This window comes from Streptomyces sp. NPDC001880, from assembly GCF_053594575.1.
Window position 1 is genome coordinate 1 of sequence record NZ_JBSFET010000080.1, and the last position, 19,288, is coordinate 19,288.

Here is a 19,288-nt window from a genome sequence, read left to right on the forward strand (position 1 = left end):
CCCGGTGGTCGCGCAGGAAGACGACCACCGCGATGAACAGCGCCACACCGAGCGTGGACCAGACCAGCTGGGTGGGGGCCGCCTGATCCTTCGCCCGCTGCCAGGAACCGGAGGCGCCGGTGCCGCTGCTGTGCGCGGTGGCCCCGCCCGTGACGGCGAGACCGGTGGAGAAGCCGGCGGAGTGGCCCGACTGGCCGCTCCGCGGGAGACGGCTGCCGAGGAGCCCGGTACCGAAGGCCATGAAGCCGAGATTCTCCTCGCCGCTCCGATCACCCGGCAGCGCCCGGAACGAACGGCGGTACTCGGAGTACAACGCGTCGTAGATCGGGGTGTGGGACGGACCGCCCGAGGGGTCCTGCGAGGGGCGCATGGCAGGGATCGGGCTCGGGCGCTGGTGGGAGGAGTCGTATGAGTGCACGTATGTGCCAACGACCCCAGTGCCCGTCGGATGCGGGCGTGACGGAGAAATCGCTGTTCGCCGTCGGTGCGAGGGGCCGGCCGTCATGATCAGGTACCGGCCAGCGGCATCGCGGCGGCGACCAGGAGCCCTTCGGCCGCGGCCCTGTCCAGGGCGTCGCGCAGCAGGTCCTCGCGGGGCTGCTGGCCGATCGACCCGGCCGGGGCGGCGAAGACGAGGACGGTCTGGGACTTGCTGGCCGCGGTCCGCCAGCCCTCGGTGACCTGGAGCGGTGCGTGCGCCTGCCACCAGGCGACCGGTGCGCCGCCGCCGGTGCCCGGCTGGAGGACGGCGTGCAACTGGCCCATGGCGAGCAGGATCGACCAGCCGTGCAGTACGGCGGGCACCTGGTCCATCCGGTGGGCCGGGCGAAAGCCCTGTTCCAGCAGCAGTTGGAGGAATTCGTCGCCCCGGCTGCCGTCCGTGCCCGGACGGGCGATGGCACCGGTCGGCTCGACGACGAGGGCCGGGTGGAGTTCGTCGTCGATCAGGACGAGGCCGCTGGTGATCCCGAGGACGGCCTGTTCGGTGGGCAGGCCCTGCGGCCGCGCCGCGTCGCCGGAGCCGTCGCCGCCGGTGATGCTGCGTACGGCGCCCTGCAACTGCTCCTCGGCGACCTGGACGACCTGCGAGGGGATGCACGTCGCGTGGGCGAAGGCGAGGACGGCGGTCTCGTCGCCGACGAAGAGCACCGTGCTGGTGCGCTCCTGCTCGGAGTTGCCGGGGGTGCGGCAGGAGGTGCAGTCGTAACTGCCCGGGGTGTTGTCGCCGACGAGCAGCCGGTCGGCTTCGGCGTCGCCGATCTCGGCGCGTACGTCCTCGCTGACGTCGAGCATGCGCGGCACGGGTGGCTCCTCGAACTCGGTACGTTCGCCGGGCGGTTCCCGGCTCATGGAAATGACAACGGGCGAGCCGCGGCCGGGGTCACGCGAGAAAGGGAACGTAATCGAACCAACCGGCGCAGAGGGTGAATCTCAGGATCCTGACGACCGATCGGTGGATGTTTGTCCCGATCTGGCGGGGTGAGATGTGGTCGACTCGATCACGTGCCGGTGCGCCGATACGTCGACAAAGCGGGAAACCGGGCGAGTTCACGACTGGCCGAAACTCGCCCCTGCGCGGAGTGAACCGTCGGCGGGTCCGTGCCGTCATGGCAAGTGCAGCCTGCCGCTGATCAGCCGAACCAGGAGATATGGCGTTTCATGCACATTTCTTTCCTGATCCACAACGCCTATGGAGTCGGGGGCACGATCCGCACGACGTTCAACCTCGCCGGAGAGCTGGCCGGGCACCATGACGTCGAGATCGTGTCGGTCTTCCGGCACCGCGACGTCCCCGCGCTGGGCGCTCCCGCAGGGGTGCGCATGAGCCACCTCGTCGACCTGCGGAAGAAGAGCCCGACGTACGACGGCGACGCAGCCGAATATGCCCGTCCCGCGACCGTGTTCCCGCGCGGCGACAGCAGGTACCGGCAGTACAGCAGGCTGAGCGACGCACGAGTGGCGGACCATCTGCGTTCCCTGGAGGCGGACGTGGTGGTCGGGACCCGGCCGGGGCTCAATGTGCACATCAGCAGGCAGGCCCGCCGCGGCCCGGTCCGGATCGGTCAGGAACACCTCACCCTCGACAGCCACGGCTACCGGCTCCGCCGCGAGATCGCGCACCGCTATACCCTGCTCGACGCGATCACCACCGTCACCGAGGCCGACGCCCACGCCTACCGGACCGGTTTCAAACTGCCCGGCGTACGGATCGAGGCCATTGCCAACAGCGTGCCCGCGCCGACGGTCCCGCCCGCCGACGGCGACCGCAAGTGGGTGATCGCCGCGGGCCGGCTGCACAAGGTCAAGCGGTACGACCTGCTCGTCCGGGCATTCGCCGACGTGGTCGCGGTCCGCCCGGACTGGCGGCTGCGCATCTACGGCGGCGGCGACGCGACCGGTAACGAACGACAGACGCTGCTCACGCTCATCGGTGAACTCGGGCTGCACGACCATGTATTACTGATGGGACCGGTCAATCCGCTGGAGGCCGAGTGGCCCAAGGGGTCGATCGCCGCGGTCACTTCGGACCGCGAGTCCTTCGGCATGACCATCGTCGAGGCGATGCGCTGCGGGCTGCCGGTCGTCGCCACCGACTGCCCGCACGGCCCGCGCGAGATCATCGACCATGGCACCGACGGGCGGCTGGTGCCCGTCGGTGACACGGCGGCGGTGGCCGACGCCCTGCTCGGACTGATCCAGGACGACGACGCACGGCACCGCGCGGGGCTCGCCGCGCTGGCCGCCTCGCAGCGTTTCGACCCGTCGCGGATCGCCGAACGCCATGAACGGCTCTTCACCGAACTCGCCTCGCGCGGCCCGCGCGACCGCTCGCACGGCGCGATGAGTACCGCGCTGCACCGCGCCCGGGGGGCCGTGCTGGACGGGGCGTACGCCGTGCGCTACAAGGCAGCCGCCGTGATCCGCAAGGGGAAGACCGCATGACCGCCTCCGCAGTGCGAAGGACGCCGAGGGCCGACTGCACCGTGGGACCCGACGGTGGGATCACCTTCGATCTCGACCTCCGCCGCCGCGAGGACGAACAGGCGCCCGAACTGCTGCTCCGGCTCCGCGGCGCCAAGGGCCCGGACCGCGACGCCGGGGCCGTACGGCTGGCGCTGAGCCCGCTGCGCGACGGACGGTTGCGGGCGGTGCTGCCGGGCGCCACACAGTGCGCCGAGGGCCGCTGGGACGTGTATCTGCGGGAGCCGGGCGGGGACGACGAGGGGGTGGTGGCCGTCGAGCCCGGGATCAGGGACCTGCGCCTGCTCGTCGACCGCGCACCGGCGAGCGGGCCGGTCGCGGTCCGCATCCCGTACCCGACCCTCGACGGCCGGCTCGCCGTCCGCTGCTGGCTGCGCGCACCGCACGCCGAGGCCGGGCCGGTGACCTTCGACGGGACCGGGATGACCGTCGAGGGCACGCTGTACGGGACCGGCCTCGGCGCCGACGCCCACGTGGAGGCGCGACTGCCCGGTGCCGGCGGCCGGGTCCTGCGGGTGCCGGTCACCGGGCAGGAAAGCACCTTCGCCTTCACGCTGCCGTTCGACCGGCTGGCCGACGGCGCCGACACCGCACAGCAGCTGTGGACGCTCTGGCTGGTCCCCGGGGCGGCGGAGGGCGAGCCGGCCGGCGGTGTACGGATCTCCCGCATCCTCGACGACATCTGGGACCGCAAGAAGATCTTCGTCTACCCGGGCCGCAGCGCGGGAGAGGGCGTCCGGGCCACTCCCTGCTACTCCAGCGACAACGACCTCTGCGTACGGCTCGAACCGGCACCGTAGAGCACGTCCGGTGCGGGCTTGCGGACGGAGGCTGTCCGCAAGCCCTGGCAGACTCGCCCCATGTCGGAGACCTCGGCACGACTGCTGCGTCTGCTCTCACTGCTCCAGGCGCACCGCGACTGGTCCGGCGCCGATCTCGCCGACCGGCTCGGCGTCACCCCGCGGACCGTCCGGCGCGACGTCGGCAAGCTGCGCGAACCGGGCTACCCGGTCTCGTCGCCTGGGATCCGGACCGCGCGGACTGGCGTCCGTTCCGGGCGGACCGGATCACCCCACGCCGCCGCACGGCCCGAGGTCCGCCCCGAGTGAAGCACCTGCCCAGGATCTGGCGGCCTATGTCTCGAAGGGGATCTCCAACTCCGTGTACCCGACGCGGGCGGTGGTCCGGCTGAAAGCGGGGATCGAGCGCGCGGCCGAGCGGATCTCGCCCTCGGCCGGAGTGCTGGAGGCGGTCGACGCCGACACGTGTCTGCTGCGCACCGGGGCGGCCACCCTGGATGTGCTGGTCATCCACGTGATGATGCTGGGGTTCGACTTCGAGGTGGTCGAACCACCGGAGCTCCAGGACGCGATCAGGGCGGCCAGGGATCGGCTGACCCGGGCTCTGGAGTGAGCCCGCTTGCGACAACGCCATACGGACGGCCGGGGTCGCCCTCTATACCAGTCGTGGTCGACAGCCGTCCCCGTACCGCATCGCGAATATTGCGACCAGAGGATAAGGCTGCCATAAGGAAGCGTGAATTCCTGGCGACCTGCTCATTTACACAGGTTATTTGGCACGAGAATTCCCCCCCCGCCTGGCACGGGATATTCCGTTCTGATTCCGGGCCTTCCGCGTGGTCGGTTTCCGGCCTGTGTGATTACTGTGTGTCCGGTCCCTCGGGTGCGTGTCAGGGTGGCGTGATTCATACGGCAGGCGTGTCGTGAACCTGTGACAGAAGTGTGACCGGCGAGGAACGTGAGGATGCCCGGCGATGGCGGGCGCCCCGGCTTCCGCCGCCGCCCGCGGCCGCCTACGGTGAAGGGCATGGCACCCATACCGACCCCTCCCGTCCAGCCCGACGACGCGCCGGGTGAGTACGTCGGCCTCGCCGCCGACGCCGCCGAACGGCGGGCCCGCAGCCGTGGCTGGAGCACCGTCAGATCCCTGCCGCCGGGCGCGATCATCACCATGGAGTTCCGGAGCGGACGGATCAACTTCGAGGTCGACGCCGCTGTCGTCACCCGTTGCTGGGTCGGCTGAGACTCTGCGAAGCGACCCGGGCATTCGGCCCCGGACATGAGTGAAGGCCCCGACTCCGGTCGGGGCCTTCACTCATGCCCGGGGGAGCGGCTGTGCGTACCGGCTCCGTGATCGCCGGGGCCTCAGCCGCCGGCCACCGGGCGGGCCTGGCTCGTGCCGCCGCGCGGTGTGCGGTCGGCGTGCGGCGGACGCCGGCTGCCGGCCGGGGTGACCGGGGTCCGCTCCGAGCGCACCGCATGTGCCGGATGCGAGGCGTGCGTGCGTGAGCGGGGGGCGGTGGTGCCCGTGGCCGCCGCGACGGCCGGTTCCAGTGCCGGGCTCTGCACCGGGGTGTCGCCGCCGTCCGGCTGCGGCAGCAGCGCGGGCCTGGGGCCGCCGGCCGCGACGGGGACGGAGGGAACGGGGCGGCCCCGCAGGTTGTCGCGCTGGGCGAAGATCCAGGCCTCCGCCCGGGTGATCAGCGGCTCGACCCAGGGCAGGCCCAGCAGGATCAGCAGCCCCGCCGCCCAGCCCAGCAGGACATCGCTGAGCCAGTGCGTACCGAGATAGACCGTGGTGAGGCCGACGCCGAGCGACACGATGGCCGACATGGCCGACAGATAGCGCCGGGCCCGCGGGGTGGTGGCCAGATAGGCGAGGATTCCCCAGGTCACGACCGCGTTGGCGGTGTGGCCGGAGGGGAATATGTCGCCGCCGGCGAAGAGTTCCGCGGAGCCGATCTGGGTCGCGTAGTGCGGGCCGAGGCGCCCCAGACCGATCTTGACCGCGCCGACCGTCACATTGAGCAGCAGCAGCGCCGCGCCCAGCGTCAGCAGCGGTCGCAGCGTGTGCTGCCGCCAGGAGCGCCAGCCGAGCCAGCAGGCGACCATGGTGGCGGTGGGACCGCGCTGGCCGAGCACGATGTAGTAGTCGAGGAACGCGTGGATTTCCGGCCACTGCTGATACGGCCGGAAGAGCATGACCTTCCAGTCCAGGGTCACCAGCCAGGACGAGGTCAGCACAGCAATGACGATGGCGAGATAGAACGCCAACGTCCCGCCGAAGAGCGCGATGCGGTGCCGGCTCATCCGCGGTGGCTCTATCTTCGGCGGCTCCGGCTCCCGGTCCAGCCGGGCAAAGATGTCGGTACGCACCCAATCGACGTTACAGCGAGTTAGTGCGGGGCCAGGTCGATCCGGTCTCTTTGTGATGACGATGTGATGTGGACTATGTCTCAGTAAGGTCTTAATTCCTGACCCTCCTGAGCATCTCGAACGGCCTTCGCGCTATTGATTTCGCACGCATTTCGGAAGGGTGTTTGGGGGTGGGCAGAAAAGCGCAGGAGGTGCCGGTATGAATTTATCCGGCCCGGCAGGAGGGGGAACGGACGGTGCCGGTCCGGTCACCGGCCGCTTTCGGCGCGGGCCCGGCGGGTGTCGTGCGGGGGCGGCCGAGTACCGTCCTGTGCCGGGTGCGGAGCGCTTCCCCGCAGGTCCGGGCGGCGGGCCGGCGTGGCGTACGCCACACCCCGCGGTCCGACCGGGTATGAGGTGGACCACGTGGGAGGGCTCCGAACTCGCGTACGCTGACGGATCACTCGCCCGTCGATGCCGGGCCATGAGGAGCGGCGAACCGCCGTGTCCCCGGTTGGCCCGCCGAGCGCGAGGACCTTTTGGGAGGTACATGCATGTCCGGGACGACCACAGCCCGAATCCGGCTGCGTTCAGCAGCCGACGGTGCCAATCGATGGGTCGTCCTCGTCGTCCTCTGCTTCAGCCTCCTGCTCGTGGCGCTCGACTCGACCGTGCTCCACGTCGCCGTACCCGCCGTCACCGAGGACCTGCGGCCCAGCGCGGTCGGTCTGCTCTGGATCGTCGACGCCTATCCGCTGGTCTGCGCCTCGCTGCTGATTCTCTTCGGCACGCTCGGGGACCGGGTCGGCCGCCGCCGTGTGCTGCTGCTCGGCTACGCCCTCTTCGGTGTCGCCTCCGTGATCGCCGCGCTGGCCGACAGTCCCGGCGTACTCATCGTGGCGCGTGCCCTGCTCGGGGTCGGCGGCGCGATGATCATGCCGGCGACGCTGTCGATCGTCCGGCAGGTCTTCCCCGACCGGCGTGAGCGGGCCGTGGCGATCGGCGTCTGGACCGCGGTCGCCGCCGTGGGCGCCGCCGCCGGGCCGGTCATCGGGGGCTTCCTCGTCGAGCACTTCTGGTGGGGCTCGGTCTTCCTGATCAACGTCCCGATGATGGCGCTGGTCCTGCCGGTCGGGCGGCTCCTCCTGCCCGAGTCGCGCGGCAGCCACGAGGGCCCGTGGGACGTGCTGGGCGCCCTGATGGCCGCGGCCGGTGTGTTCGGGGTGGTGCTCGGGGTGAAGCGGGCGGGCGCCGGTGAGGTGCTGAACCCGGCCACGCTCGTCCCGCTGCTGATCGGGGCGGCGCTGCTCATCGTGTTCGTGCGCCGTCAGAAGCGGCGTCCGCATCCGCTGATCGACATCGGGCTGTTCACCAGGCCCGCCTTCTCCGCCTCGGTGGGCTGCATCATCCTCGCCATGCTGGCCCTGGTCGGTCTCGAGCTCATAGCCGTGCAGTACCTCCAGCTCGTCCTCGGCCTGAGCCCGCTCCAGACCGGTCTGCGGCTGTTGCCGCTCACCTTCGCCGCCATGGCAGCGGGCGCCACCGGCTCGTACACCCTGCGACATGTCGGACCGCGCCGGATGGTCGGCTGGGGTTTCGTGCTCACGGCCGTCTCGGTGCTGATTCTGACCGCGATGGGGCAGCATGACCGGCCCGCACTGCTGACGGTGGCCTTCGTCGCCCTCGGCTTCGGGCTGCAGACCACGCTCTTCGGGGCGTACGAATCCATGCTCAGCGAGGCGCCCGCCGACCGGGCGGGCGGGGCCGCAGCGATCGGCGAGACCTCGTACCAGCTGGGCGCGGGCATGGGGATCGCCCTGCTCGGCAGTGTCATGAACGCCGCCTACACCCCCGGTCTCTCGAAGCTTCCCGAAGCGGGTGTCCCGGCCGGGGCCCGCGAGGCCGCCGCTCATTCGCTGGGCGAGGCCTATCAGGTGGCGGACCGGCTGGGCGGCCCGCTGGGTGCGGTGCTGCGCTCCACGGCGCGCCAGTCCTTCATCACGGGACTGCATGTCACGCTGCTGGTCAGCGCCGCGCTGCTGCTGGTCGGCGCACTTGCCGCGCTGCGGCTGCCGCGGGCGATGGACTGCCCCTCGCCGGTGCCCGACGAACCCGGGCAGGCCGGCGCGGGCGAGGTGCGCGAAGACAGCGCCGCGCACGAGACCCCCGCTCCGGGCCGTGCACAGCGGCCCCTCCCGCGGCCGGCCCGGCGCCGACCCGCCGAGGCGACCGGCTCTGGACGGGCGGCGCGCTGAGCCGTAACGTCGGTGCGAGGTTATAACTAACACTGCTAGTTTTGGCATCGCGCGAGCCGCCGGAGGCATCCTCATGTCCACCACCGAGTCCTCGAAGCTCCCACCGTTCGACCCCGCCGACCCCATCGGCATCGACGATCTGCTCAGCGCCGAGGACCTCGCGATCCGCGGGGCCGTACGCGACTGGGCCGCCGACCGTGTTCTGCCGCACGTCGCCGAGTGGTACGAAAGCGGCGAACTGCCCGGCATTCGCGAGCTGGCCCGTGAACTCGGTGCGCTCGGCGCGCTCGGCATGTCCCTCCAGGGGTACGGCTGCGCGGGCGCCACCGCCGTCCAGTACGGACTGGTCTGCCTGGAGCTCGAAGCGGCGGACTCGGGGATCCGGTCCCTGGTCTCCGTCCAGGGATCGCTCGCCATGTACGCCATCCACCGCTTCGGCTCCGAGGAGCAGCGCCGGCGCTGGCTGCCGGGCATGGCGGCCGGCGAGATCATCGGCTGCTTCGGCCTCACCGAACCGGACCACGGCTCCGACCCGGCCGGGATGCGCACCTTCGCCAGGCGCGACGGCGGGGACTGGGTGCTCACCGGCCGCAAGATGTGGATCACCAACGGCTCGGTCGCCGGGGTCGCCGTCGTCTGGGCGCAGACCGACGGGGGAATCCGCGGATTCGCCGTGCCGACCGACACCCCGGGCTTCTCGGCCCCCGAGATCAAGCACAAGTGGTCACTGCGTGCCTCGGTCACCAGTGAGCTGGTGCTCGACGAGGTGCGGCTGCCCGCCGACGCGGTGCTCCCGGGCGTCACCGGTCTGCGCGGCCCGCTCAGCTGTCTCAGTCATGCCCGCTACGGGATCGTCTGGGGTGCCATGGGCGCGGCCCGCGCCAGCTTCGAGGCGGCCGTGGACTATGCGAGGACCAGGGAGCAGTTCGACCGGCCGATCGGCGGCTTCCAGCTCACCCAGGCCAAGCTCGCGGACATGGCCGTGGAACTGCACAAGGGCATCCTGCTCGCCCACCATCTGGGCCGGCGGATGGACGCGGGCAGGCTCCGCCCGGAGCAGGTCAGTTTCGGAAAGCTCAACAATGTGCGGGAGGCGATCGACATCTGCCGTACCTCGCGCACCATCCTCGGCGCCAACGGGATCTCCCTGGAGTACCCGGTGATGCGCCATGCGACGAATCTGGAGTCGGTGCTCACCTACGAAGGGACCGTGGAGATGCACCAGCTGGTGCTGGGCAAGGCGCTCACCGGTCTCGACGCGTTCCGCTAGGGCGGGACTTCCGCAACACGCCCTGGAGGCCGGAACGTCCGGCGAGCGCCCTGCTCAGCTCTGGTTGAAGAAGCCGTCGGTCGGCCGGCCGGCGGCTTCGGTGACCACCTGGGTGTCGGCCGGGGTCAGCAGGAAGACCCGGGTGGCCACGCGCTCGATCGAGCCGCGCAGTCCGAAGATCAGACCGGCGGCGAAATCCACGACACGCTTCGCGTCGGTGGGGTCCATGGTCGTGAGGTTGACGATCACCGGAACGCCGTCCCGGAAGAGCTCTCCGATGGCCCGAGCGTCCCGGAAACTGTCCGGAGTGACGGTGGCGATCCGGCGGCCCGTCTCCTCGGCCGCCTCGGACGCGATCTGCACCCGGGGGTCGGTCACCCAGGCCTGGCCGGTCCCGGTCCCGGTCTGCGGGCCCTCGGTGTACTCGTCGTCGTAGTACCGCTCGTCGTTGTCCTCCACGAGGCCCAGCCAGGCACTTGCCTTGCGCACCGATCCCATGGACGCCTCCTCTCACCGCGGTTCCGTCATGTTCCGCATCTCTTTCGTCTCCCCATGGTCGTCCATGATGCGGATCGTGCGCCAAGTGGATAGTCGGCGCGCAGGGGATTCGTGACGGTACTGGCACAGAAGATATGGCGATTCGTCAGGGTTTCTCCCGCATAAGGAGTCTGAAAGAAAGAAAATATGATGCCCCGGGCCGTATGGGTGATGTTGGGGGACGTACGGGTGAACGGGGTGCTCGATACGATGCACGTCGCGCAGCCGCACGAGCTGGGTGCGAAGGTGAACGACTCTCGGGGGATCGTCGTGTTCGGAATAGTCAGGCCCTGTGCCCATCGGTTGTCCGAGGGGCTCAGGACCGAGTGGATGGCCCATCTCTGCGGGCTCTGCCTCGCACTTCGCTCCGATCACGGCCAATTCGCCCGGATCGTTACGAACTATGACGGTCTGATTGTTTCTGTTCTGACGGAGGCTCAGTCCGAACGCACCACCGGATGGCGGCGTACGGCAGGGCCCTGCCCACTGCGCGCCATGCGGACCGCCCCGGTAGCCCGCGGCGAGGGAGCCAGGCTGGCCGCCGCCGTCTCCCTGGTGCTGGCCTCGGCGAAGGTCCGGGACCACGTCGCGGACGGGGACGGCCTGTTGAGGCGTCGCCCGGTCGCCGCCGCCGCGCGCCGGGTCGCCGCGGGCTGGGGCCGGGCCGGCGCGCGCACCGGCGCACAGCTCGGCTTCGACACGGCACTGCTCGTGGACGCCGTCGACCGGCAGACCGGCATCGAGCTGATCGCCGGGCCCGGCACCCCGCTGCTCACGGTCACCGAACCCACGGAGACCGCCACCGCGGCAGCCTTCGCCCACACCGCGGTGCTCGCCGGCAGGCCGCGGAACGCGGTGCCGCTCGCCGAGGCCGGCCGCCTCTTCGGGCGCCTGGCCCATCTGCTGGACGCCGTGGAGGACCAGAAAACTGACGCCGCGTCGGGCGCCTGGAACCCGCTCACCGCGACCGGAACCTCGCGGGCGGAGGCCCGGCGGCTGTGCGACGACGCGCTGCACGGCGTACGGCTGGCGTTGCGCGACGCGGAATTCACCGACGGCAAGCTGGCCCATGTGCTGCTGGTGCACGAGCTGCGCCAGTCGGTGGACCGGGCCTTCGGCACCACCTCGTGCTCGCACCGGGCGAGCGGCGCGCTCCTGGACGGAGCCGGCGCCCCGTCGGACACCCGGCAGACCGGGTCCTTCGGGCCTGCGCCGGGCAATCCGTACGCACCGAGCCCCGGCGGCCCGGCGGGCCCGCCGCAGCCCCCGCCCGAGCCGCCGCGCGACCGGCGCGGTCTGATCGCGGGCTGCCTGGTGTGGGCGGGGCTGGCCTGCACCTGCCAGATGTGCTGCGGCACGTTCAACGACCCGTGGAGCCATCGGCGCCGCGACGGACTCTGTAACCATTGCGACTGCTGCGATGCGTGCGACTGCTGCAGCAACTGCAGTGACTGCTGCGATTCATGCGACTGCTGTGACTGCGATTGCAGTTGCTGAGCCGAATACACCGGTTTCACGCTGCGGTCGCACCTCGGGCTCGCCGAGCCGGTATGAAAAGGTTGACCGCATGAGCACGGAAGCACCGCAGCCGCACCGTTTCGAGCAGGCGGCACAGGACTGGAAGCACTGGCACGAGGAGCGCACCGCCACGGTCGCCGGCCCGCACGGACCGCTCTCCCTCACCGGCACCCACTGGCTCTCCGACCACCCGGAGGGCCACATCCCTGGCGTCCCCGGGCAGTGGCGGGAGGACGGCGACGAGCTGGTGCTCAGCGCCGGTGCCGCGGACGGGCTGACCGTCGACGGCGAGCCCTTCACCGGCCAGGTCCGGCTCACCGCCGACCGCGGCCCGATCGGCGAGTCCCGGGTCGCGCACGGCGGGCGGCGGCTGGTCGTGCTGAGCCGCGAAGGGCTCTGGGCGGTACGGGACTTCGATCCGGACTCCCCGGCCCGGCGCGCCTTCCGGGCCATCGAGGCCACTGAGTACGACGCCCGCTGGGTGCTCGCGGGCACCTTCCGCCCGTACGACAGCACCCGTACGGTCCGGGTCGAGAACGCCGACGGGGTCGAGCGCGGTCTCGGACTCGCCGGTGAGCTCGCCTTCGAGCTCGACGGCACGGAGCAGACCCTGCAGGTCGCGGTCGAGCCCGACGGTTCGCTCTGGGCGGTCTTCGCCGACGCCACCAGCGGGAACAGCAGCTACCGCTTCCGGTTCCTGCGGCCCGCGGCGCCCGCCGGGGACGGCAGCGTGACGGTTGACCTCAATCGCGCGCTGCTGCCGCCGTGCGCCTTCGCGGACCACTTCATCTGCCCCTTCCCGCCTCCCGGCAACACCCTTTCCGTCGCCGTGGAGGCGGGGGAGCGCAACCGCGTCGACAGCTGACGTCCCGTCACATCTCTCCGGGGCGACGGCTCCGGCAGCCCGTGTGCTGCCGGAGTCGTTCCCGTGCGGCGCGGCACGTGCGGGCCAGGGGGCCCTCTTGCGCCGCAAGTTGACGCCTTGAATACTCCCGAGCAGCGCTTGTCAGGAACACGGCATACCCGCATCGCGGGCGCACGGCCGTGCGAACGACTGCGCCTCACGGGTCCGACCACCCCACAGGCGGACCCCCGATTTCCCCTCGGGAGGAATGAAAAGTGAGGATCAAGCGCACCACCCCCCTCAGCGGCACCGCGAGACGCACCAGGGCCGTCGCTGTCGCCGCAGGCCTCGTCGCCGTCGCCGCCCTGGCCGTCCCCAGCGCCCAGGCCGACACCCGCACCACCTTCAGTGCCTCGCAGCTCTCCGCCGCGAGCGACGCCGTACTCGGCGCCGATGTGGCGGGCACCGCGTGGAACGTCGACCCGGCGTCCAACAAGCTCGTGGTCACCGTCGACCGCACGGTCTCGCAGGCCGAGATCGAGCAGATCAAGCAGTCTGCCGGAGCCAACGCAGGCGCCCTGAAGATCGAGCGCACTCCCGGGCGGATCAGCAAACTGCTCTCCGGCGGCGACGCGATCTACGCCCCCGGCTGGCGCTGCTCCCTCGGCTTCAACGTCCGCAGCGGCAGCACCTACTACTTCCTGACCGCCGGCCACTGCACCGACGGCAACCCGCCCTGGTACACCAACTCGTCGAACACCACCAGCATCGGCCCGACGGTCGGCTCCAGCTTCCCGACCAACGACTACGGGCTGGTCCGGTACGACAACGCCTCGGTCTCCCACGAGGGCACCGTCGGCAGCGTCGACATCACCAGCGCGGCCAATGCCACGGTCGGTATGTCCGTCACCCGCCGCGGCTCCACCACCGGCACCCACAGCGGTTCCGTCACGGGCCTCAACGCCACCGTCAACTACGGCAACGGCGACATCGTCTACGGCATGATCAAGACCAATGTCTGTGCGGAGCCCGGTGACTCCGGCGGTCCGCTCTACTCCGGCTCCAGGGCGATCGGTCTCACCTCCGGCGGCAGCGGCAACTGCTCCTTCGGCGGCACCACGTTCTTCCAGCCGGTCACCGAGGCGCTCAGCGCGTACGGGGTCAGCGTCTACTGACACCCCGGCACACCCCCGGCCCGGCCCTCGAACAGAAGGCCGACCGAGGTGGAGCCCCTGCCCGAATGCCGGGCGGGGGCTCCCGCTCACCCCGCGGCTTTTGAGAGGATGTGGGGCAGGTCGGTCACGCAGGAGCAACGGGGGCGGGTGCTGCGCCAGCCGGGGGATGTCCCCGGGACCCCCGGCAGACACCTCAGGGGGTTCCAGGTCCGTGAAACGCATCGGAGTGACCGGTCATCGCACCATCCCGCAGGAGGCCCACGCCCATGTGCTGGCGGGCTTACGGGCGGCGCTCAGCGGCCTCGAAGGTTCCTTGGAGGCCCTCTCCAGTCTGGCGGTGGGGGCGGACCAGCTCTTCGCCGACCTCGCTCTGGCCTGCGGCGCGGACCTGACCGTGGTCATTCCGAGCAGCGACTACGAATCCTGCTTCGCCGACGCGGCCGAACTAGCCCGCTACCGCGCCCTCAAGGACCGGGCGGTACGGGAGGTCCGGCTGGACTTCCCGCACTCCACCGACGAGGCGTACTTCGCGGCGGGCGCATACATCGCCGACCACTGCGACCGGCTGCTCGCGGTGTGGGACGGCCGGCCGGCCCGCGGCCTCGGCGGCACAGGCGACATCGTGACGTACGCCCGGAGCCTGGGCCGCCCGGTCACGGTGATCTGGCGCGAGGGCGTGGAGCGCGCCTGACCGCGCGCCGTGCCCGGTGCCGTACACGAATCCGCCGCCGGGCAGCCAGTTGCCCGGCGGCGCCTCACATCTGGTGCCTGGCGAGCCAGTCGGTGTGCTGCGGCGAGACGATGCGCTCGGTCTCGAACACCGCTCCCGGCCACTGGCGCTCGGTCAGCGTGGTCTCCATCGCCACCTGCATCGCCTCCAGGTCCTGCTCCACCAACGAGTGGGCCGAGATCAGCGGATGGTGCCGGCGCATCTCGCTCCACGCCAGACAGGCGGCCGCCGCAGCCGACAGAGCCCCCGTCACAGCGAAGGACTGGGCGACGGAGAACGTCCTCAACAGGGCGAACACCAGGGCGAGCGCGGTCAGCGCGGCAATGGCGGTCGACCAGACCAGGGTGGCCCGCCGGGAGACCTCCTGGCGCCTGCGGTACCAACTTCGCTGCTCGATGAGGCGGTCCCGCACATACGTCTCCTTGCGTACGGTGAACGCCTTCTCCCGCAACTCGCGCATCGAGTCGGTGATCAGCCCGCCCGAATCCGCCGTCAGGTCGCGGGGGTCGACCCACCCCACTTTGCGCAGTTCCTGAAGGCCCTCTTCGAGACGATTCGCGAACACCGCCTCGGGGTGCTGGGTACTGGTGTCGAAAGGTGAGCCGTGCACCGAGTAACGCCAGCACATCGACTTGATGAACTCCGCGGCCGAGCGGTTGAGTTGCCAATGCGACTTTGCTTTGCGCCGGGCGGAGAGGTACGTCGTGATCAGGACGCCCAGGTAGGCCAACACCGCTGCCGCGTCGGCGAGTTGAAATGAGTCGCCCACCTCCGCGTGCCACGGGAGTGCGGCCGGTACGGCCCCCGTGACCAGGAGAATCAGCTGAATCCGAGTGGTGTTGACGGCCTCGCGCTGCCTGGCGACGGCTATCTCGTCCGTGTGGTGAAAGAGCGCCGGGAGGTCGGCGTTCCTGAAGACCATGCTCTGGAGAGGCCCGGGAAGCGCCGTCATGTTCACTCCCGTCTGCGGTGAGGGGCATGCTCGTGCGGTGAGCTGAATGGGGGGCACGAGCGTAGAGGTGCTCCCTCGGGCACGGCAATGGACCTGGGCCGCCGGCGGTGCTTTTCGGTCCCTGGAAATACCCCCTCGTGCGACCCGGGACATTGTGGCAGTGTGGTCCAACAGACCTTGTAACAGGGCGTGTTGATGTCCGCTACACGTCTCGTGGCCGACCGGCGGGAGGATGGGGATGAGTGGGGCATCCGGCGAGAACGCGGATCCGCAGTCCGATGCTCAGCGCCGGATCCGCCGAAGTCCTCTGCTGTTCGTCACGCCGCTCGTGCTCCTCGGCCTGCTGACCGCACTGCTCATCTGGGAAGCGGTCCGGGGCAATGTGCCGGCCGGGGCGCGGTCCGAGTGGCCGTGGCGTCTGCAGCTGATCGACGCGCAGGTGCTGGGAAGTCTGCTGGCGGTCTCGTTGGGGGCCGTACTGGCACGCGCGCAGTACGCGCGCACGGTCAGGCCCTATCTGGGCTGGCGGGCCGCCTGGACGGAGGGGCTGCTGGCCACCGGGGCGCCTGCGTGGCGCGTCGGAATACTCAACGGCGGCCAGCACATGGCCGTGATCGAATCCTGGGACGTCGGGGTGGTCATGCCGGGTGCGGAGGGCTCCGACGACGTGCGGTGGAGCAGCGTCTCCGATGTCGTGGCCGAGCTGGCCGAGGCCGGATTCGTGGTCGGGGAGGACTTCCGGCTCATCGGGTTCGGTGCCGGATTCCCCCTGATGGGAGCCGTAGGGGGGCATGACACGGTGCTGGTGGGTGCGTTCTCCGAATCCTTCGCCCAACGGGTCCAGTCGCTGTACGTGCGTGTCAGGGTCACGGATGTCGTGGGCGACACCCACGAGCGGACCATGGACTGCCTGAAGGGCGTATGGACCGACAGGGCCGTTCCGACGGCCGGCTGATGCCGGCCGGGGCATGGGCGGCCGTGCTGACGCGGGGCGGCACGGGCGGGGCCGGGTTCGTCGCCCATGGCCGGCCCCTCTCGTGTTTTCCCTGCGTTTCCCATGCGTTTCCTCCGTTCACTCGGCGTGATGAGGGCTGTTCGGGCCGGAGGAGTAAGTCCTGTACTGCATCGGAGTGAAGGAAGGATCACTGCGGTGCGTCAGCCGGGTCCGGGGGGTAAAGTCGTGCCGCCGGGAACTGTGGTCATACAGAAACTGGCTGCTTTTCTCCGTGATCCGGAAACTCCCCTCAAGGACGGCCATGAAGATCTCTGAATCCCCTCGCCCCTTCGCTGCTGCGAAGAAGAACTCGGTGCCGCTCTCCCAGATCGACACCCGCACCGCAGAAGCCACCAGGAAGGTCGGCCGGGTATTTTCCGCCTCGACCGATCGCCACAGCATGGCGTCGACCTTCAGTTCTGCGCTCTGATTCGCGTTGCATGCTGGCTAGACTGAGGGGATGACAGGACCCCTGGTCCCATTCCGCGAGATCGTGCTCAAAGTGCACAGCAGGTGCGATCTAGCCTGCGATCACTGCTACGTCTACGAACACGCCGATCAGAGCTGGCGTACCCGCCCCAAAGCAATCTCTGACGACGTCATCTTCCGGACAGCTCAGCGCCTGGTCGAGCATGCCAAAACGCATGCGTTGCCCTCCGTGTCAGTGATTCTGCACGGAGGGGAGCCCCTGATGGCGGGCCTCACCCGGCTGCGACGCGTCTGTGAAGCGCTCACCTCCGCCTTCGAGGGCGTCGCGGAGCTCGACCTCCGCATCCACACCAACGGACTCCAGCTCAGTCCGCGTCATCTCGACCTGTTCGACGAGTTCGGCGTCAGGGTCGGCATCTCCCTCGACGGTGACCGGGCCGCCAACGACCGGCACCGCCGCTATGCCGACGGACGCAGCAGCCACCCCTTGGTCCTCAAGGCCGTCGAGCTGCTCCGGCAGGAGCGTTACCGCCATCTCTACCTCGGGCTCCTGTGCACCGTCGACATCCGGAACGACCCGCGTGCGGTTCTCGACGCGCTCGCCGAGCTCGATCCGCCGCTCATCGACTTCCTCCTCCCGCATGCCACCTGGGACGATCCGCCGCCTCGCCCGGACGGTTCCCCCACCGCCTACGCCGATTGGCTTCTCACGGTCTTCGACCACTGGCAGGAGCGGGGACGCCCGGTACCGGTGCGGCTGTTCTCCTCGGTGCTGTCCACGCTGAGCGGCGGCCCCAGTCTCACCGAATCCCTGGGCCTCGCCCCCACAGACCTCGTCGTCGTCGAGACCGACGGCCAGCTGGAGCAGGTCGACTCGCTCAAGAGTGCCTACGAAGGCGCGGCGGCCACCGGATTCGACGTCTTCACCCATGCCTTCGACGAGGTCGCGTCCCACCCCGGGGTGCGGGCCCGCCAGCTCGGGCTGGCCGGCGCCAGCGAGACCTGTCGGCAATGCCCCGTCGTGCGTTCCTGCGGAGGCGGCCTGTACACGCACCGGTACAGCTCCGCGGGGCCGTCCGAGGCATTCGACAACCCGTCCGTGTACTGCGCCGATCTGGCCGCCCTGGTGCGCGGCATCGAGGCGCGCACGGCAACGGTCCTCGCCGCCCCCGCGGTGACCGAGCCCGCCGAACTGGTCGCCGCCCAGCAGGACCTCACCCGCACCCTGCTCGCCCTGCTCAACGTCGACATCGGACAGCACGGCGGAGAGCAGTGGGAGGCCGCCTGGGAACTGGCCGCCGACATCGAAACGTTCGAGGAGGGGGCCCGCGGCCTGAACGAGGTGCTGGCGCACCCGTACACACGCACCTGGCTGCTGGATGCGATGGAACTGGTCCACGAGCGGCCCGGGGCCGCGCGGGTGACGCGCCGGATGTCGGCGTGCCTCGCGGCAGCCGTCGTGCGGACCGGCCTGGATCTGTTCGTACGGGTGCCCTTCTCGGGTGGCCGGATCTTCCTCCCCGGCCTCGGCGAGTTGCGGATCGCGGACGAGAGGGAGGGCGGCACGGCGCTCCTGCGCGCCACCGAGGACGGCTTTCTCGTCCGGCGGGAAGGCGGCGACGCGACGGAGCGCCGCATCGTACGGCCGGAGGCGGCCGGTCCCGGCTGGCGGCCACTGCACCGGATCCCGACACCCGGTTCGGCACCCGGCTTCGTGCTCGATGATCTCGACCCGTATCGCGACTGCTTCTCCCTGCCCGCCGCGGACGCGCTCGACGAGCGGGCCGCCGCCGGCCTGGCGGCCAGGATCGGTGAAGCCTGGACGCTCATCGGGACGAAGGCTCCCGGGCGCACCGAGGAGATGGCCGGCCGTCTCACCACCCTCACCCCGCTGACCGGTCTGGCCCCGGCTGAGCCCGCCGTGGGGCGACACGGATACGGCGCGCTGGGGATCGCTCCGGACGCCAGTTCCGAGGAACTGGCGTTCGCTCTGCTGCGGGGTTTCCGGCGGGCCGAATTGCGGGCTCTTGTGGATGTCACGGATCTTTACGCGGCGGACGGCTCCTGGGAACATCGGATGCCTTGGCAGGAAGAGCCAGTTCCGTTTTCCCGGTCGCTGGCCGACACCTATGAACGGATGGCGTTGGGGGCTTTCGACCCACGCTACCGGGAGGGCGTACCGCAGGCTCTCGAAGCTCTGGAAGGTGCCGCCGAACTGACCATCGACGGGAAACGGCTGCTGGACCGGATGCGAAAAGAGATCTGAGGACCGCATTCCGACGCGGCCGGGCCGTCCGTACGCACAGGACAACGAGGAGAAACAGAGGGAGAACCGAATCGATCAAGGAATGATCGACGGAACCTGGGAACGTATGACTGAAAACTGGCGTTGAATGACCGAACGCCATGGGGGTGGAGCAACGTCCGCTCCGGAATGATGAATTCGC

At 70.3% G+C, this 19,288-nt stretch carries 16 protein-coding genes and 2 pseudogenes; 12 read left to right on the plus strand and 6 right to left on the minus strand.

Annotation, left to right across the window (positions count from 1 at the left end; translation table 11 throughout):
- Positions 1-94: 94 nt before the first annotated feature.
- A pseudogene (locus ACWCQ6_RS28770) lies at positions 95-370 on the minus strand (hypothetical protein); the annotation flags it as partial.
- Positions 371-507: 137 nt separating this feature from the next.
- A complete protein-coding gene (locus tag ACWCQ6_RS28775; RefSeq protein WP_451094059.1) occupies positions 508-1,302 on the minus strand; it encodes a hypothetical protein in 795 nt (264 codons plus the stop codon).
- A 357-nt stretch (positions 1,303-1,659) separates the two neighbouring features.
- Here ACWCQ6_RS28775 and ACWCQ6_RS28780 point away from each other — a divergent pair, with 357 nt between their 5' ends.
- The 4 genes and pseudogenes from ACWCQ6_RS28780 to ACWCQ6_RS28795 all read left to right on the plus strand — a co-directional run bounded on the left by ACWCQ6_RS28780 (position 1,660) and on the right by ACWCQ6_RS28795 (position 5,025).
- Positions 1,660-2,943, plus strand: coding sequence for a glycosyltransferase family 4 protein (locus ACWCQ6_RS28780; protein ID WP_451094061.1), 1,284 nt, complete (start codon positions 1,660-1,662; stop codon positions 2,941-2,943).
- Entirely contained in the window at positions 2,940-3,782 is an 843-nt protein-coding gene (locus tag ACWCQ6_RS28785; RefSeq protein WP_451094063.1) for a transferase, read from the plus strand. Before ACWCQ6_RS28780 ends, ACWCQ6_RS28785 begins: the two co-directional genes overlap by 4 nt.
- A gap of 60 nt (positions 3,783-3,842) precedes the next feature.
- A pseudogene (locus ACWCQ6_RS28790) lies at positions 3,843-4,395 on the plus strand (transcriptional regulator).
- 414 nt (positions 4,396-4,809) lie between these two features.
- On the plus strand, positions 4,810-5,025 hold the full coding sequence (locus ACWCQ6_RS28795; RefSeq protein WP_072484259.1) for an I78 family peptidase inhibitor: 216 nt from the start codon (positions 4,810-4,812) through the stop codon (positions 5,023-5,025).
- A gap of 122 nt (positions 5,026-5,147) precedes the next feature.
- On the opposite strand, the gene ACWCQ6_RS28800 is transcribed toward ACWCQ6_RS28795, so the two are convergent.
- Complete coding sequence (locus tag ACWCQ6_RS28800; protein WP_451094066.1) at positions 5,148-6,158, minus strand: phosphatase PAP2 family protein; 1,011 nt, start codon at positions 6,156-6,158, stop codon at positions 5,148-5,150.
- Positions 6,159-6,691: 533 nt separating this feature from the next.
- Here ACWCQ6_RS28800 and ACWCQ6_RS28805 point away from each other — a divergent pair.
- Together ACWCQ6_RS28805 and ACWCQ6_RS28810 are read left to right on the plus strand one after the other, a co-directional pair.
- Positions 6,692-8,392: an MFS transporter gene (locus ACWCQ6_RS28805; RefSeq protein ID WP_451094068.1), complete on the plus strand. Its 1,701-nt coding sequence runs from the start codon at positions 6,692-6,694 to the stop codon at positions 8,390-8,392.
- A 73-nt stretch (positions 8,393-8,465) separates the two neighbouring features.
- Entirely contained in the window at positions 8,466-9,662 is a 1,197-nt protein-coding gene (locus tag ACWCQ6_RS28810; RefSeq protein ID WP_451094070.1) for an acyl-CoA dehydrogenase family protein, read from the plus strand.
- 54 nt (positions 9,663-9,716) lie between these two features.
- Here ACWCQ6_RS28810 and ACWCQ6_RS28815 read toward each other — a convergent pair whose 3' ends face one another.
- Positions 9,717-10,160, minus strand: a complete 444-nt coding sequence (locus ACWCQ6_RS28815) for a cell division protein SepF (protein ID WP_451094072.1) — start codon at positions 10,158-10,160, stop codon at positions 9,717-9,719.
- 309 nt (positions 10,161-10,469) lie between these two features.
- On the opposite strand from ACWCQ6_RS28815, the gene ACWCQ6_RS28820 reads away from it, so the two are divergent.
- From ACWCQ6_RS28820 to ACWCQ6_RS28835, 4 genes are all read left to right on the plus strand, one after another.
- The gene (locus tag ACWCQ6_RS28820) at positions 10,470-11,696 is read left to right on the plus strand and encodes a DUF5685 family protein (RefSeq protein ID WP_451094095.1); all 1,227 of its coding nucleotides are present in this window, start codon (positions 10,470-10,472) and stop codon (positions 11,694-11,696) included.
- 70 nt (positions 11,697-11,766) lie between these two features.
- A complete protein-coding gene (locus ACWCQ6_RS28825; protein WP_451094073.1) occupies positions 11,767-12,582 on the plus strand; it encodes a DUF1684 domain-containing protein in 816 nt (271 codons plus the stop codon).
- A 254-nt stretch (positions 12,583-12,836) separates the two neighbouring features.
- Entirely contained in the window at positions 12,837-13,736 is a 900-nt protein-coding gene (locus tag ACWCQ6_RS28830) for a S1 family peptidase (RefSeq protein WP_451094075.1), read from the plus strand.
- 211 nt (positions 13,737-13,947) lie between these two features.
- Complete coding sequence (locus tag ACWCQ6_RS28835; RefSeq protein WP_451094077.1) at positions 13,948-14,427, plus strand: hypothetical protein; 480 nt, start codon at positions 13,948-13,950, stop codon at positions 14,425-14,427.
- A gap of 64 nt (positions 14,428-14,491) precedes the next feature.
- Here ACWCQ6_RS28835 and ACWCQ6_RS28840 read toward each other — a convergent pair whose 3' ends face one another.
- Positions 14,492-15,388, minus strand: a complete 897-nt coding sequence (locus ACWCQ6_RS28840; RefSeq protein ID WP_451094097.1) for a DUF4231 domain-containing protein — start codon at positions 15,386-15,388, stop codon at positions 14,492-14,494.
- 268 nt (positions 15,389-15,656) lie between these two features.
- On the opposite strand from ACWCQ6_RS28840, the gene ACWCQ6_RS28845 reads away from it, so the two are divergent.
- Entirely contained in the window at positions 15,657-16,373 is a 717-nt protein-coding gene (locus tag ACWCQ6_RS28845; protein ID WP_451094079.1) for a hypothetical protein, read from the plus strand.
- Positions 16,374-16,490: 117 nt separating this feature from the next.
- On the opposite strand, the gene ACWCQ6_RS28850 is transcribed toward ACWCQ6_RS28845, so the two are convergent.
- Entirely contained in the window at positions 16,491-16,814 is a 324-nt protein-coding gene (locus tag ACWCQ6_RS28850) for a hypothetical protein (protein WP_451094081.1), read from the minus strand.
- A gap of 58 nt (positions 16,815-16,872) precedes the next feature.
- Here ACWCQ6_RS28850 and fxsBH point away from each other — a divergent pair, with 58 nt between their 5' ends.
- The gene (gene fxsBH, locus ACWCQ6_RS28855; protein WP_451094083.1) at positions 16,873-19,107 is read left to right on the plus strand and encodes a radical SAM/SPASM protein FxsBH, inactivated beta-hydroxylase extension form; all 2,235 of its coding nucleotides are present in this window, start codon (positions 16,873-16,875) and stop codon (positions 19,105-19,107) included.
- The last annotated feature ends 181 nt before the right edge of the window (positions 19,108-19,288 follow it).

Coding starts and splice junctions, on each gene's coding strand:
- ACWCQ6_RS28780 (WP_451094061.1), top strand. CDS start 1,660: ATGCACATTTCTTTCCTGATCCACAACGCCTATGGAGTCGGGGGCACG.
- ACWCQ6_RS28785 (WP_451094063.1), top strand. CDS start 2,940: ATGACCGCCTCCGCAGTGCGAAGGACGCCGAGGGCCGACTGCACCGTG.
- ACWCQ6_RS28795 (WP_072484259.1), top strand. CDS start 4,810: ATGGCACCCATACCGACCCCTCCCGTCCAGCCCGACGACGCGCCGGGT.
- ACWCQ6_RS28805 (WP_451094068.1), top strand. CDS start 6,692: ATGTCCGGGACGACCACAGCCCGAATCCGGCTGCGTTCAGCAGCCGAC.
- ACWCQ6_RS28810 (WP_451094070.1), top strand. CDS start 8,466: ATGTCCACCACCGAGTCCTCGAAGCTCCCACCGTTCGACCCCGCCGAC.
- ACWCQ6_RS28815 (WP_451094072.1), bottom strand. CDS start 10,160: ATGGGATCGGTGCGCAAGGCAAGTGCCTGGCTGGGCCTCGTGGAGGAC.
- ACWCQ6_RS28825 (WP_451094073.1), top strand. CDS start 11,767: ATGAGCACGGAAGCACCGCAGCCGCACCGTTTCGAGCAGGCGGCACAG.
- ACWCQ6_RS28840 (WP_451094097.1), bottom strand. CDS start 15,388: ATGGTCTTCAGGAACGCCGACCTCCCGGCGCTCTTTCACCACACGGAC.
- ACWCQ6_RS28845 (WP_451094079.1), top strand. CDS start 15,657: ATGAGTGGGGCATCCGGCGAGAACGCGGATCCGCAGTCCGATGCTCAG.
- ACWCQ6_RS28850 (WP_451094081.1), bottom strand. CDS start 16,814: ATGCTGTGGCGATCGGTCGAGGCGGAAAATACCCGGCCGACCTTCCTG.
- fxsBH (WP_451094083.1), top strand. CDS start 16,873: ATGACAGGACCCCTGGTCCCATTCCGCGAGATCGTGCTCAAAGTGCAC.